The 14,946-nt window shown below is 70.4% G+C and carries 9 protein-coding genes; 1 reads left to right on the forward strand and 8 read right to left on the reverse strand.

Annotation, left to right across the window (positions count from 1 at the left end):
* Window positions 1–13 precede the first annotated feature (13 nt).
* The gene (locus tag ACIQMX_RS08660; RefSeq protein WP_363065901.1) at window positions 14–3,598 is read left to right on the forward strand and encodes a CDP-glycerol glycerophosphotransferase family protein; all 3,585 of its coding nucleotides are present in this window, start codon (window positions 14–16) and stop codon (window positions 3,596–3,598) included.
* 81 nt (window positions 3,599–3,679) lie between these two features.
* Here the strand turns inward: ACIQMX_RS08660 and ACIQMX_RS08665 are convergent, their stop codons facing one another.
* The 8 genes from ACIQMX_RS08665 to ACIQMX_RS08700 form a co-directional block, all read right to left on the reverse strand.
* Window positions 3,680–5,713, reverse strand: coding sequence for a glycosyltransferase family 4 protein (locus ACIQMX_RS08665; protein ID WP_363065899.1), 2,034 nt, complete (start codon window positions 5,711–5,713; stop codon window positions 3,680–3,682).
* Window positions 5,714–6,038: 325 nt separating this feature from the next.
* On the reverse strand, window positions 6,039–7,478 hold the full coding sequence (obgE, locus tag ACIQMX_RS08670) for a GTPase ObgE (protein WP_363065897.1): 1,440 nt from the start codon (window positions 7,476–7,478) through the stop codon (window positions 6,039–6,041).
* 140 nt (window positions 7,479–7,618) lie between these two features.
* Entirely contained in the window at window positions 7,619–7,876 is a 258-nt protein-coding gene (gene rpmA, locus ACIQMX_RS08675; protein WP_018103204.1) for a 50S ribosomal protein L27, read from the reverse strand.
* A gap of 14 nt (window positions 7,877–7,890) precedes the next feature.
* Window positions 7,891–8,211, reverse strand: coding sequence for a 50S ribosomal protein L21 (gene rplU, locus ACIQMX_RS08680; RefSeq protein WP_018551604.1), 321 nt, complete (start codon window positions 8,209–8,211; stop codon window positions 7,891–7,893).
* Between the two features lie 209 nt (window positions 8,212–8,420).
* The gene (locus ACIQMX_RS08685) at window positions 8,421–9,482 is read right to left on the reverse strand and encodes an iron-containing alcohol dehydrogenase family protein (RefSeq protein ID WP_363065895.1); all 1,062 of its coding nucleotides are present in this window, start codon (window positions 9,480–9,482) and stop codon (window positions 8,421–8,423) included.
* The gene (locus tag ACIQMX_RS08690) at window positions 9,470–10,222 is read right to left on the reverse strand and encodes a phosphocholine cytidylyltransferase family protein (RefSeq protein ID WP_326662277.1); all 753 of its coding nucleotides are present in this window, start codon (window positions 10,220–10,222) and stop codon (window positions 9,470–9,472) included. Before ACIQMX_RS08690 ends, ACIQMX_RS08685 begins: the two co-directional genes overlap by 13 nt.
* A 66-nt stretch (window positions 10,223–10,288) precedes the next feature.
* Window positions 10,289–11,179, reverse strand: coding sequence for a UTP--glucose-1-phosphate uridylyltransferase GalU (gene galU / locus ACIQMX_RS08695; RefSeq protein ID WP_363065893.1), 891 nt, complete (start codon window positions 11,177–11,179; stop codon window positions 10,289–10,291).
* Window positions 11,180–11,318: 139 nt separating this feature from the next.
* On the reverse strand, window positions 11,319–14,946 hold a 3,628-nt coding region (locus tag ACIQMX_RS08700), incomplete at its 5' end, for an Rne/Rng family ribonuclease (protein ID WP_402475926.1).

A 14,946-nucleotide genomic window follows, 5' to 3' on the forward strand; every position in this document is an offset into this window, starting at 1 on the left:
AATGCCGAACAACATGACCCCCCGGCTCAGTGTCATCGTGCCCGTGTACAACGTCGAGGCGTATCTCGAAGCCTGCCTCGACTCGGTGGAGGCGCAGACCTTCACCGATCTCGAAGTCGTCATGGTCGACGACGGCTCCACCGACGGCTCGGCCGCGATAGCCGCCGCCTTCGCCGAGCGCGACCCGCGCTTCCGGCTGGTGACGAAGGAGAACGGCGGCCTCGGCTCGGCCCGTAACGCGGGCCTGGCCAACATGGCGCCGGAGAGCGAGTACTTCGCCTTCCTCGACAGCGACGACGTCATCCCGCCGGACGGCTACCGCATGATGGTCGCCAGCCTCGACGACACCGGCTCCGACTTCGCCACCGGCAACGTGTTCCACGTCAAGGGCGAGCGGTCCTGGCAGGTGCCGCTCATGAAGATGCTGGCCGGCGAGGCCCGCAAGCGCACCCACATCTCCGAGTACCCCAAGCTCGTCGCCGACCGCATCTCCTGCAACAAGGTCTGGCGCCGCACCTTCTGGGAGAAGAACGGCTTCGCCTTCCCCGAGGGCGTGCTCTACGAGGACAGCGCCGTGGTGCTGCGCGCGCACTACCTGGCCGACGCCATCGACCTGATCGGCGAGCCCGTCTACTACTGGCGGCTGCGCGAGGGCGAGTCCGCCCCGTCGATCACCCAGCGCCGCACGGACCCGCAGGGCGTCCGCGACCGGGTCGCCGCCTGTGAGTCCGTGGCCCAGTTCCTCGCCGACCGCCCCGGTGCCAAGTGGGCCCAGTTCAAGCGGGAGTACGACGCCCGTGTACTCCGGGACGACCTGCGCATCTTCCTGAACGTCGTCCCGGACGGCGAGGTGGAGTACCGCGAGGCCTTCCTCGTCGCCGCCAACCGCTACCTCGACCAGGTCGAGGCGCAGGTCCTGGACGAACTGCCGGCCGTGCTGCGCGTGCAGTACGCGCTGGTGCGCCGCGGCGCGATCTCCGAGCTGATCGACCTCCTCGCCGACCAGCGCCGCCGTGAGCCGGTCGAGGTCAGCGGCTTCCTGCGCAAGTACGCCGGGTTCAAGGCCCTGGACGGCAGCGGCGTCTCGCTCTCCCGCAAGACCCTGCGCATCGACAAGGACCTGGAGCTCAGGACCCCGCTCGTGGGGGTGGAGTGGCAGAAGGGCAAGCTGCTGCTGAGCGGCGACGCCTGGATAGACAAGATCGACATCCCGAACCGGCGCAGCACCGCCAAGTTCATCCAGATCAAGAAGGGCGGATCGCGCCGCCGTCTGATCTTCCCGGCGAAGAACGTCTTCCGCCCGGGCCGCACGTCGGACACCTGGCAGAAGCGCTACAACTACGACTGGTCCGGCTGGGAGTTCTCCTTCGACCCCGCCAAGCTCCGCCACAACGGGCAGTGGGAGGAGGGCATCTGGCACATCGGCGTGATCGTCATGAGCTCCGGCCTGCTGCGCCGTCGCGGCATCCAGTCGAACGGCGGCAGCGCCCAGAACTTCCCGCCCTACCAGTGGCTCGACAAGAACTACCGGATGCTTCCCAGCGTCGAGGGCGCAGCGCTCAAGCTGCGCATCGAGCGGGTCAACGCGCTGGTGACCGGCCGGGAGCTGGACGGCGACCGGATCGTGATCCGGGGCGAGATCCGTGCGGCGCTGGCGAGCGACGAGTCCGTCAGCCTTCAGGTTTCCAACCAGTCCAGCGGTGAGCTCCGGCGCTACCCGGTCACCGTCGAGGAGGAGCAGAACGGCGTCCGCGGCTTCCGCGTCGAGGTGCCGCTCGCCGACGTCGCCCTGGTCACCGCAGAGAGCACCGAAGGCCACGCCCAGCCCCGGGTCCGTAACTGGTCCACGGCGCTGATGGTCTCCGGCCCCGACGAGAGCGTGGAACCGCGCCGGCTGAGCCCCGTCGTCCAGGAGGGCCTGGAGGACGGTCGTTTCCCGCTGCCCGCGAGCATGGGCCGGCAGGCGGGCCGTCACGAGCTGGCGGTCATCGCCGGGCACAACGGCTACCTCAAGTTCCGCGGCCAGACCGAGCGTGCCGTGATGACGCGGGTGAGCGAGCGGGACGGCAAGATCGTCCTGTCCGGCCACGCCCCGGCGCACCTGGTCGGTTCCGAGCTGCTGCTGAAGGCCAAGGGCCGGTTCGACGAGCGCCTGGTCCCGATCGACTGGACCGCCGACGGCTCGTACGAGACGGCCTTCGACCCCTCGACGCTGGGCGGTGGCGCCCAGGGCACCGTCCCGCTGAAGGCCGGCCGGTGGAACTTCTTCCTCCGCCAGGCCGACGGTCCGGACGTCGAGTTCGTCATCGACCGGCTCGCGTCGGACCAGTTCCCGCTGCACAGCACGATGAAGGGCCGCCGCTACTGGCTGGAGGCGCGCTGGCACGACTTCCCGCAGCTCAACTGCCGCTCGGAACTGTCCGATGTGGAGCGCGGCCCGTTCCGCCAGGGCCAGCTGCGCCGTGAGGTGTACGAGGCCAAGTGCCAGGAGCCGCTGCGCGACCAGGTGTTCTACCTGAGCTACAACGGCAAGCAGTACTCGGACAGTCCGCGTGCCATGCACGAGGAGCTGGTGCGCCGGGGCTCGGACCTCAAGCACCTGTGGGCGGTCCGCGACGGCCAGGTGGAGCTGCCGCCGACGGCCGAGAAGGTCCGGATGTGGGGCACCGAGTGGTTCGACGCACTCGCCTCCAGCAAGTACATCGTGACCAACGCGCACCTTCCCGAGTGGGTCGTCCGGCGTCCCGGCCAGGTCATCGTCCAGACCTGGCACGGCACGATGCTGAAGAAGATCGGCCATGACATCGACACGCTCCACTTCGACAAGGAGTACCAGAAGCGTCTGGAACTCGAGGCGAAGAACTGGAGCATGCTCGTCTCCTCCAACCGCTTCAGCACGCCGATCCTGAAGCGGGCCTTCTCCTACGACGGGGAGATCCTGGAGGCCGGTTACCCGCGCAACGACTACCTGTACTCCGACGAGCGGGTCAAGCTCGCCGAGGAGATCAGGAAGCGGATCGGGCTGCCCGAGGGCAAGAAGGTCGTGCTGTACGCGCCGACGTGGCGCGACGACCAGTCGCACCGGGCCGGGCAGTACTCCTTCGACCTGCGGCTCGACCTGGAGGACGCCCGCCGCCGCCTCGGCGACGACCACGTCCTGCTGATCCGGCGCCACTCCAACGTCGTCGACCAGGTGCCCGGCGCCGGCAACGGCTTCGTCTGGGACGTGTCCGAGTACCCGGACATCGCCGATCTGTACCTGGCGTCCGACATCATGATCACCGACTACTCGTCCGTGATGTTCGACTACGCCCACCTCAAGCGGCCGATGCTCTTCTTCACGTACGACCTGGAGCACTACCGCGACACGCTGCGCGGGTTCTACTTCGACTTCGAGAAGGACTCGCCCGGCCCGCTGGTGCGTACGTCCTCCGAGCTGATCGACTCGATCCGCGACATCGACACGGTGTGGCCGCAGTACAGCGAGCGCTTCGAGCGCTTCCACCACCTGTTCTGCGACCTGGACGACGGCCGGGCCTCGCAGCGCGTCGTGGACCGCATGATCGAGCAGGCGACGGACCTCACCGAGGAGAAGTAGCCGCTCGCACCGGCAGAAAGGGGGCGGGCCCGGAGATCAGTTCTCCGGGCCCGCCCCCTTTTCCGTACCGTCCGAGCGGCTCTAAGGCTCGACGTCGACCGTCTTGAAGGCGAGCTGCGACAGAGCCGTGTAGTACGGCCGGATCTCCACCTTCGAGACCGGACGCGGCGCCGGCTTCCCGCCGTTCAGCGTCCGGGTCACCCGGCGGCCGACCTTCGCCAGCAGCGTCCTGCTGGGATCGGGAAGGATCCGGATCACCGGCCGCGGGAAGGTGAAGACGCCTATGGGCGACAGGACGTCGGTGGCGAGCTTGCCGACCTGGACGCGGTCCGCGCCCGCGGCCGGACGCAGCCACACGTCCCAGATCTGCTCGGGCCCCTCGTGCTCGGCCACCAGCGCGGCACAGCTGACCGTGGCGGTGACCCGCCGGCCGTCGAGCGCCGCCGCCGGGAACGACAGCACCCGGTCCTTGTCCTTGCGGTGCACGGCCTCCAGGACCGCTCCCGGGCCCAGGGTCACGCCCCAGGCACCGGCCTCCACGTCGATCGTCCCGGTGTCGACCGCGAGCGCGTCGACCTCGGCGTGGGCTCCGCGCACCACGCTGCGGATCCGCAGCCGGTCCATGTCGCCCCGGTGCGGGAGCAGCAGCTCCAGCGCGGGGCCACCGCCCTCCCGCGGCAGCTGGACGTTGAGCAGGTCGCGCACGTCGCAGCCGTAGCCGTCCACCGTGAGCGGGACCTCGTTGCCGTCCGGAGTGCACACGGACAGCTCCCAGGTGCCTTCGGGCAGCCCGTCGTGCCAGGGCACCACCGCTCGGCCGCCGGGCGTGATCGCGAAGCGTTCCTCGGCCGGGTTCCGGCCGACGCGGCGGCAGGCGATCTCGGCACCGTGGGCCTCCGCGGGCAGCGTGCCGACATCGATGTTGACCGATCCCTGCGCGTCCACCTGTGCGGTGGCGGTCGTGGGCAGCGCCCGGCGGACGAACGCGTCGTGCAGGATCGCCTCGAACCGCGCGCAGCTGGCCGGCTCGTGGAAGCGCACCGCGTTGCGGACCGCCGCCTCGCCCATGCGGGCCCGGCGCTCGTCGTCCTCGACCAGTTCGAGGATGGCGGCGGCCATGGCGTCGGTGTCGCCGCCCGGGACGATGAGTCCGTCCTCGCCGTGGGTGATGATGTTGCGCGGGCCGTGGTTGGCGTCGGTGCTGACGACGGGCAGACCGGCCGCCATCGCCTCCACGATCACGTTGCCGAACGCCTCGCGTTTGGAGGGCAGTACGAAGATCGAGCCCTTGCTGAACTCGGGCGAGACCGGGGCCGCGGGTCCCATCAGCGTCGCGGTGTTGTGCAGGCCGAGGGTCTCGATCTGCTTGCGCAGCTTGGCCTTCTCGGTGCCGCCGCCGTAGATCCGCAGCCGCCAGTCGGGGCGCTTGGCCACCACGGTGGCGAAGGCCTCGATGACCGCCGCGAAGTTCTTGTTCTCCTTGAGGAGGCCCGCCGCGATGATGACCTTGTTGGTGCTCTTGGACTGCACGGGGGCGGCGGGCACGCAGTTCGGCATGACGGCCAGCCGGTTGCGCACACCGGGCACCTGCTTGCCGATGCTCTCGACCTCTTCCGGCGTGAGCGCGGTGAGGGCGTCCAGCGAGTGGTACGCCTTGAACAGCCGGCCCTGGTAGTACTTCGCGTAGATGGAGGGCATCGAGTGCTCCTGCGTGACCCGCAGGTAGTCGCCCTCGGCGTACGACAGCATGATCGTGTTCCGCGGGCTGGAGCTCACCACGACGTCGGAGTCCGTGTTCGCGAGGAACTCGAGCAGGCGCAGCTCGGCCAGCCGGCTGACGACCGGCTTCTTCTCGGCCGGGTCGACGGGGTAGACCTTGGGGAAGACCTCGATCAGCGGATCGTCCAGGTCCGACGTCGGCGAGTGCTTGCGCAGATCGGTCAGCGCACGCACCTTGACCCGCGGGTCGAGCGGGAAGTAGGACTCGTCCCGCACCTTGCGGAGAGCGATGATCTCCACCTCGTGCCGGGCCGCAAGCGCGCCCGCCAGGTTCTGCGTGGCGCTGACCACTCCGCCCATGTGGCAGAGGTCGCGCACCAGAAATGAAATCTTCACTTGCGTCTTTCGGCTGGGCCGCGGCTCGCGGCAAACCCCGGGTGGCCTCGCATGACGAACGTTCTCATGCTTCCCCTACCCCCTCGGCTGTGCGAGGGCAGGCCTCGTCCTCACACAGGGAAGACGGACAGGAGAGCCACAGGGTTGTGTTCGGAGTAAGAGTTTATCGAGCCTTGAACAGAGCGGACCGACACCACGATGCCGCACCGAACCCACTTTCTCACCCGCCTCGTCGATTTTGACCCGCCTGCTTCGTGGGGCAGAGCGCAAGGGGCGTGTCCCGTACCGGTGAACCGGTACGGGACACGCCCCTTGCGCATCCGTCCTACGCGAACGGGTCGAACTCCTGGTACTCCTTGCTGACGTCGTCGCGCTCCGTCTCACGGTCACGACGACGCTGCGCCGCCGGACGCGGCTCCTCCAGACGGTGGTCCTCACCGCGGCGGCCGAGCATCTCCGCACCGGCCGTCACCGTGGGCTCCCAGTCGAAGACCACGGCGTTGTCCTCGGCACCGATGGCCACACCGTCACCGGCCTTGGCACCGGCCTTGCGCAGCTCGTCCTCGACGCCCAGCCGGTTCAGCCGGTCCGCGAGGTAGCCGACGGCCTCGTCGTTGTTGAAGTCGGTCTGGCGCACCCAGCGCTCCGGCTTCTCGCCGCGCACCCGGTAGATGCCGTCGTCCTCCAGCTTCACCGTGAAGCCGGCATCGTCCACGGCCTTGGGCCGGATGACGATACGGGTCGCCTCCTCCACGGGCTTGGCGGCACGCGCCTCGGCGATGACGCCGGCCAGCGCGAAGGAGAGCTCCTTGAGACCGGTGCGCGCGACGGCGGACACCTCGAAGACGCGGTAGCCGCGGGCTTCCAGGTCGGGACGGATCATGTCCGCGAGATCCTGGCCGTCCGGGATGTCGATCTTGTTGAGGACGACGATGCGGGGCCGGTCCTCCAGGCCCCCGTACAGCTTGAGCTCCTCCTCGATCATGTCGAGGTCGGAGACCGGGTCGCGGTCGGACTCCAGCGTCGCCGTGTCCAGTACGTGGACGAGTACCGAGCAGCGCTCGACGTGCCGCAGGAACTCCAGGCCGAGGCCCTTGCCCTGGCTGGCGCCCGGGATCAGGCCCGGTACGTCGGCGATGGTGTAGACGGTGCTGCCGGCGGTCACGACGCCCAGGTTCGGGACCAGGGTCGTGAACGGGTAGTCGGCGATCTTCGGCTTGGCGGCCGACAGGACCGAGATCAGCGAGGACTTGCCCGCGCTCGGGTAGCCCACGAGCGCCACGTCGGCGACGGTCTTCAGCTCCAGGACGACGTCCCGGGCCTCGCCGGGCTCGCCGAGCAGCGCGAAGCCGGGCGCCTTGCGCCGGGCGGAGGCCAGCGCGCCGTTGCCGAGGCCGCCGCGGCCGCCCTGGCCGGCGACGAACATCGTGCCCTGGCCGACGAGGTCGGCCAGCACGTTGCCCGCGCCGTCGAGGACGACGGTGCCGTCCGGCACGGGCAGGACCAGGTCCTGGCCCTCCTTGCCGGTGCGGTTGTCGCCCGCGCCGGGCTGGCCGTTGGTGGCCTTGCGGTGGGGGTGGTGGTGGTATTCGAGGAGCGTGGTGACCGCCTGATCGACGATCAGGGTCACGTCGCCGCCACGGCCGCCGTTGCCGCCGTCCGGGCCGCCGAGCGGCTTGAACTTCTCACGGTGAACGGAGGCACAGCCGTGGCCTCCGTTACCCGCGGCGACATGCAGTTCGACGCGGTCCACGAAGGTGGTCATGGGTGGAACCTCCAGTTACATACGTACAGAAATGTCTCGCTCATGCGCCCCTGTAGGAGCAACACGCGAAAGGCGGACCCACTTCCCGTAAAAGGAAGTGAGGTCCGCCTCCACGTCATACCGCTCTACGAGCGCCGAATTCAGCCGGCGATCGGAACGATGTTCACGACCTTGCGGCCACGGTGCGTACCGAACTCGACCGCACCGGCGGCGAGGGCGAACAGCGTGTCGTCGCCGCCACGGCCGACGCCCGTGCCCGGGTGGAAGTGGGTGCCGCGCTGGCGGACCAGGATCTCACCGGCGTTGACGGCCTGACCGCCGAAGCGCTTCACGCCGAGCCGCTGAGCATTGGAATCGCGCCCGTTCCGGGTGGACGATGCGCCCTTCTTGTGTGCCATGTCTCCTCAGTCCCTTACTTCGCAGCCGCGGGGATACCGGTGACCTTGATCGCCGTGTACTGCTGGCGGTGACCCTGGCGACGGCGGTAGCCGGTCTTGTTCTTGTAGCGAAGGATGTCGATCTTCGCGCCCTTGTGGTGGTCCACAATCTCGGCCTGGACCTTGATGCCGTCAAGCACCCACGGGTCGCTGGTCACGGCGTCGCCGTCGACAACGAGCAGGGTAGAGAGCTCTACCGTGTCGCCAACCTTGGCGGTGGGAATCTTGTCAACCTCAACGATGTCGCCGACAGCAACCTTGTGCTGGCGACCACCGCTGCGCACGATGGCGTACACGCGGATCTCACTCTCACTCGAAGACGAAACCCCTGAAGCCAGCCGCTCACACGGGTCCGGGGACCCGTGATGATCCGGATTGGACGAGCGGCCTCTCCCGAACGAGCGGGAGGTCAGTGCTCAGAGGTGTGGCGAAACAAACGCCGACGGTCAAGATTACGGGGACCTGTACAGCCCGGTCAAACCGGGCCCCTTTCCGGGGCCCGGCCTCAGGATCCGACGGCCTCCGCGTAGTCGGCGTAGGCGTCCCGGATCCCGTCCGGGGACAGGTCCAGATGCTCCAGGATCGTGTAGCGGCCCGGCCTGGTCCGGGGCGCGAAGCCGACCACCTGGACGAACTCCTCCGCGCTGAACCCCATCTCCTCCGCCGTGACCGGCAGACCGTGGCGCCGCAGCGCCCCGGCCATCCGTACGGACTCCTGGCGCGCGCCCCGCAGGTGCATCGCGAACGCCGCGCCCAGACCGCACTGCTCACCGTGGCTCGCGGCGCGCTGGGGGAACAGCAGGTCGAAGGCGTGGTTGATCTCGTGGCAGGCGCCCGAAGCGGGACGGCTGTCCCCCGCCACCGACATCGAGATGCCGGTCAGCACCAGCCCCTCGGCCAGCACCTGGAGGAAGCCGTCGTCGCCCAGGGCACCGGGATGGCGCAGCACGGCCTCGCCGGCCTGCCGGGCCATCGCGGCGGCCAGTCCGTCGATGTCCTCGCCGTTGACCCGGTGGGCGAGCTCCCAGTCCGCGACGGCGGAGATGTTCGAGAGCGCGTCACCGATCCCGGACCGCACGAAGCGGACCGGTGCCTCACGGATGATGTCGAGGTCGATGACGACGGCGATCGGGTTCGGGACACCGTACGAGCCGCGGCCCGCGTCGTTGTCCAGCGTGGCCACCGGTGAGCACAGACCGTCGTGGGACAGGTTCGTCGCCACGGCGACCAGCGGCAGCCCGACCCGGGCAGCGGCGAACTTCGCACAGTCGATGATCTTGCCACCGCCGAGCCCGACGACGGCGTCGTACCGGCCGGACTTCATGGCCTCGGCGAGCTTGACGGCGTCGTCCAGCGTGCCGCCGCCCACCTCGAACCATGAAGCACCCGGCAGGCTGTCCGAGAGCCGCTCCCGCAGCGCCCGTCCGGAACCCCCGCTGATCGCGATCGCCAGTTTGCCCGAGCCGGAGATCCGCTGATCGGCGAGGACGCCCGCCAGATCGGACAGAGCGCCGGCCCGGATGTCGACGACGACCGGTGCGGGGATCAGCCGGGTCAGTACTGGCACGCGATGGTCCTGCCCTTGGCCAGGTCCTCGTGGTTGTCGATCTCGACCCACTTGACGTCGCCGATCGGCTCCACGTCGACCTTGAAGCCGCGGTTGACGAGCTCCTGGTAGCCGTCCTCGTAGTAGAGGTCCGGGTCGCGCTCGAACGTCGTCTTCAGCGCGTCGGCCAGCTCCTCGGCCGCGTCGCCCTCGATGAGGGTGACCCCGATGTACTCACCGGTGGCCTCGGCCGGGTCCATCAGCTTGGTGATCCGCTGGACGCCCTTGCCGGGGTCGACGACGACCTTCATCTCCTCGTCCGCCAGCTGCTTCACCGTGTCGAGGGCGAGGATGATCTTCTTGCCCTCGCCGCGGGCGGCGAGCAGCGTCTTCTCGACGGAGACGGGGTGCACGGTGTCGCCGTTGGCGAGGATCACACCGTCCTTGAGCGCGTCACGGCCGCACCAGAGGGAGTAGGCGTTGTTCCACTCCTCGGCCTTGTCGTTGTCGATCAGCGTGAGGGTCACGCCGTACTTCGCCTCAAGGGCGGCCTTGCGCTCGTACAGGGCCTCCTTGCGGTAGCCCACGATGATGGCGACGTCGGTCAGGCCGACCTCGGCGAAGTTGCCGAGCGTCAGGTCGACGACGGTCAGGCTCTCCTCGTCGCCCTCGGGACCGACCGGCACCAGGGCCTTGGGAAGCGTGTCGGTGTAGGGGCGCAGACGACGGCCTGCGCCGGCCGCCAGAATCATGCCGATCATGAGGGTTCTCCTTGGTCCTTGGTGCGGTGCGGATGTCTCGGATGGAGCGGGTGGGGCAGCCGTGGCTCAGAGCTCGGTGGCCGCGAAGTCGCGGAGCCAGGTCCGGAAGTCGGGCCCCAGGTCCTCGCGCTCGCAGGCGAGCCTGACGATGGCCCGCAGGTAGTCGCCCCGGTCACCGGTGTCGTACCGGCGGCCCCGGAAGACGACACCGTGGACCGGGCCGCCGAGCTTCTCGTCGGCGGCCAGCTGCTGAAGTGCGTCGGTCAGCTGGATCTCGCCGCCCCGGCCCGGCTCGGTGTCACGCAGCACGCCGAAGACGGCGGGGTCCAGGACGTAGCGTCCGATGACGGCGAGGCTGCTGGGGGCGTCGCCCGTCTCCGGCTTCTCGACCAGTCCGGTGACCCGGACGACGTCGTCCTCGGGTGTGGCCTCCACCGCGGCGCATCCGTACAGATGGATCTGCTCGGGAGCGACCTCCATCAGCGCGACGACGCTGCCGCCCTCACGCTCCTGGATCTCGGTCATGCGGGCCAGCAGCGGATCGCGCGGGTCGATCAGGTCGTCGCCGAGCAGGACCGCGAAGGGCTCGTCGCCCACGTGCGGTTCCGCGCACAGGACGGCGTGGCCGAGGCCCTTCGGGTCGCCCTGCCGGACGTAGTGCATGGTCGCCAGTTCGCTGGACTCCTGGACCCGGACCAGCCGTTCGTCGTCGCCCTTGCGGGTCAGCGCCGACTCCAGCTCGTAGTTCCGGTCGAAGTGGTCCTCCAGGGCACGCTTGTTGCGCCCGGTGATCATCAGCACGTCGTTCAGCCCCGCGGCGGCGGCCTCCTCCACGACGTACTGGATCGCCGGCTTGTCGACGACCGGAAGCATCTCCTTGGGAGTCGCCTTCGTCGCCGGCAGGAACCGGGTACCGAGCCCGGCGGCAGGTATGACGGCCTTCTGGATCTTGTGCATGTGGGAAAAGCTTCCGTGTCAGGGTGCGTGGGCGGCCGGGCACCGGAACGCAGCCGGCCGGCCCCCGTGGAGGGACCGGCCCGACTGCGTCGCGCGCGGTGCCGGGGCCCGTGCCGCTTCGGCACGGGCCCCAGGTGGGTCAGGCCTCGTCGGCCGACGCCGTGACGGCGGTCGACGACTGCTCGGCGGCCACCGTCTTCTTCGCCGCCTTCTTGGCCGTCGTCTTCTTGGCGACGGTCTTCTTGGCCGCCGTCTTCTTGACGGCCGCCTTCTTGGCCGTGGCCTTCTTCGCGGTCTTGCGGGCCGCCTTCTTGGCCGGTGCCGGTTCGGCGTCGGCCTCGGGGGCGGACTCCGGCTCGGCGCCCGTCACCACGACGACCTCGGCCTCCTCGGCACCTGCGGGAGAACCCGCGGGCGCGGTGACCTTGCGGGTCACCCGGCGCCGGGCACGCGGCGGTGCGGCCGGCTCCTCGACGGGGGCCGCTGCCTGCGGCGCCTCGACGACCGGGTCCTCGGCGGCGACCGGGTCCGCGTCGGAGACGGGCTCCTCGGCGACGGGGGCGGGCTCGACGACCTGGGCGGACTCGGCGGCCGGGGCCGGCGAACCGGCCGGAGCCGTCGCCTTGCGCGTCGCCCGGCGGCGCGTACGGCCCTGCGGCGCCTCGGCCGGCGCCTCGGCGACGGGGGCCTCGGCCACCGGCTCCGGTACGACGACCGGCTCCGGCTCCACCACGGGCTCCGGTGTCACGACCGGCTCGGCCACCGGGGCCGGCGCGGACGCGGACCTCGGGGCACCGGCCGGGGCCGTCGCCTTGCGCGTCGCCCGACGACGGCCACGGCCGCGCCCGGCTGCCGCCTCGGCCTCGGCCGGGCTGCTGTACAGCTCCTCGTCCGGGACGAACTCCGGCTCGGGAAGCGCCAGCGGAGCGGCGACCTCCGCGGCCACCTCCGCCTCGGTCTCGATGTCGGTGTCGGTGTCCGTCTCGGAAACGTGCTCGTGCTCGTGGTCCTGACCCGAGCCGCCGCGGCGCTTCTTGGAACGCTTGCCGTTGCCTCCGCCACCGATCGAGGTGGGCTGCTCCATGTGCACGATCACGCCGCGCCCGTTGCAGTGGACACAGGTCTCGGAGAAGGACTCCAGCAGACCCTGCCCGACCCGCTTACGGGTCATCTGGACCAGGCCCAGCGAGGTGACCTCCGCGACCTGGTGCTTCGTACGGTCGCGTCCCAGGCACTCCAGCAGACGCCGCAGCACCAGGTCCCGGTTGGACTCCAGCACCATGTCGATGAAGTCGACGACGACGATGCCGCCGAGGTCGCGCAGCCGCAGCTGGCGCACGATCTCCTCGGCCGCCTCCAGGTTGTTCTTGGTGACGGTCTCCTCGAGGTTGCCGCCCTGACCGGTGAACTTTCCGGTGTTGACGTCGACGACGACCATCGCCTCGGTCTTGTCGATCACCAGCGAGCCGCCGCTCGGCAGGTAGACCTTGCGGTCCAGCGCCTTCATGAGCTGCTCGTCGATCCGGTACGTCGCGAAGATGTCGACCTCGGAGGTCCACCGCGACAGCCGGTCCGTCAGGTCGGGCGCCACGTGCGAGACGTAGCCGTGGATCGTCTCCCAGGCGTCGTCACCGCTGACGATGACCTTGGAGAAGTCCTCGTTGAAGATGTCGCGGACGACCCGGACGGTCATGTCCGGCTCGCCGTAGAGAAGCGTCGGCGCGTTGGAGCTGCCACTGCTCTTCGACTTCTTCTGGATGTCCTCCCACTGCTGCTGCAGCCGCTCCACGTCACGGCGCAGCTCGTCCTCGCTCGCGCCCTCCGCGGCGGTACGGACGATGACGCCCGCGTCCTCGGGAACGATCTTCTTGAGGATGGTCTTGAGCCGGGCACGCTCGGTGTCGGGCAGCTTGCGGCTGATCCCGGTCATCGAGCCCTCGGGCACGTAGACGAGGTAGCGGCCGGGCAGCGAGACCTGGCTGGTCAGGCGGGCACCCTTGTGGCCGATCGGGTCCTTCGTGACCTGGACGAGGACGGACTGGCCGGACTTGAGCGCGGTCTCGATCCGGCGCGGCCCGTGGGCCATGCCGAGCGCCTCGAAGTTGACCTCGCCGGCGTACAGGACGGCGTTGCGGCCCTTGCCGATGTCGACGAAGGCGGCCTCCATCGACGGCAGGACGTTCTGGACCTTGCCCAGGTAGACGTTGCCGACGTAGCTGGTGGCCTGCTCCTTGTTGACGTAGTGCTCGACGAGCACGTTGTCCTCGAGGACACCGATCTGGGTGCGCTCGCCGCTCTGGCGGACGACCATGACGCGCTCGACGGCCTCACGACGGGCGAGGAACTCCGCCTCGGTGATGATCGGTACCCGGCGGCGGCCCTGCTCGCGTCCCTCACGGCGGCGCTGCTTCTTCGCCTCCATACGGGTCGAGCCCTTGATGGATTGGACCTCGTCGAAGCCGGTGCCGGGCTCGCGCTCGGCCTCCTTCTTGCGGGGCTCACGGACCTTGACGACCGTGCGCTCCGGGTCGTCCGTGCCGTTCTCGGCGTCGGACGAGGAGTCACCGCTGCGGCGACGACGGCGACGGCGACGGCGGCTGCTGCTCGACCCGGAGGCACCGGAGTCGTTGTCGTCCTGCTCGTCGTCCTCGTCCTCGGACTCCTGGGCACGCGCCTGCTCGTCGTCGGCACGCTCGGCGGCGTCGTCGTCCGCGTGCTGCTCGGCGGCGTCGTCCTCGGCGGACTCGCCACGGCGACGGCGACGGCCTCCGCGACGGCGACGGCGCGACGGGCGGTCGCCGTACTCGTCGGTCTCCTCCCCGTCCTGCTCGGTGTCGCTCTCGCCGGCAGGTTCCTGCTCGTCCTCGGCCTGTTCCTGGACCGGAGCGGCGGCCGGGGCGGGCGCGGCGACGGGCTCGGCCTCGGCGGCCTCACCGCGGCGACGGCGACGCCGGCGCGAACCGCCCTGCGGCTCGGCGGGGGCGACCGGCTCGGCGGGGGCGGTGGTCTGCTCCTCCACCGTCACGGCCTCGTCCTCGGGCTCCTCGTCGTGCGCGACGGGGGGCTGGGCGGCGGCTGCGGCGGCAGCGGTCTCCGGGGTCTGGAACATCGGCTCGGCGAAGACCGGCGCCTGGAACACGGCGACGGCGGGGCGCTCCGCCCGGCGGCTCCTGCGCGCGGGCTCCTCGACCTTGCCGGTGAACTCGGGCCGGCCCGCGGCGGCGGTGGCGCGACGGCGCTGACGGCCCCGCGGGGCCGCCTCCTCGACCTCGGCGGTCTCGGCGGCCAGCTCCTCCACGGCTGCCTCGGGCAGGCTCTCGCCCGTCTGGTTCCCGTTGCGCTCCTCGACGGCCTCCGTGACCTGCGGGGAACCCGCGGGCGAGGTCGCCTTGCGGGAGGCGCGGCGGCGGCCACGCGGGGCCTCGACCGGCTCCACGACCTCGGCCTCGGCCACGGCCTCCTCCTCGACCGGCTCGGCAGCCGGCTCGGCGGCGGCCTCGGTCCGGGCGGCCTGCGGCGCACCGGCGGGGGCGGAGGCCCTGCGACGGGTACGGCCACGCGGCGCCTCGGTCACGACGGGCTCGGCCACGACGGGCTCGGCGGCCTCGGCCGCGACGGCCTCCTCGACGATCTCGGCCACCTCGGCGGCCTGCGGCGCACCGGCGGGAGCGGTCGCCTTGCGCGAGGCACGACGACGCGCACGCGGCGCCTCGACCGGCTCCACGACCTCTTCCCCGACCGGCTCGGCAGCCGCGACAACCGGCTCG

The sequence above is a fragment of the Streptomyces sp. NPDC091416 genome, assembly GCF_044756845.1.
GTDB lineage: Bacteria > Actinomycetota > Actinomycetes > Streptomycetales > Streptomycetaceae > Streptomyces.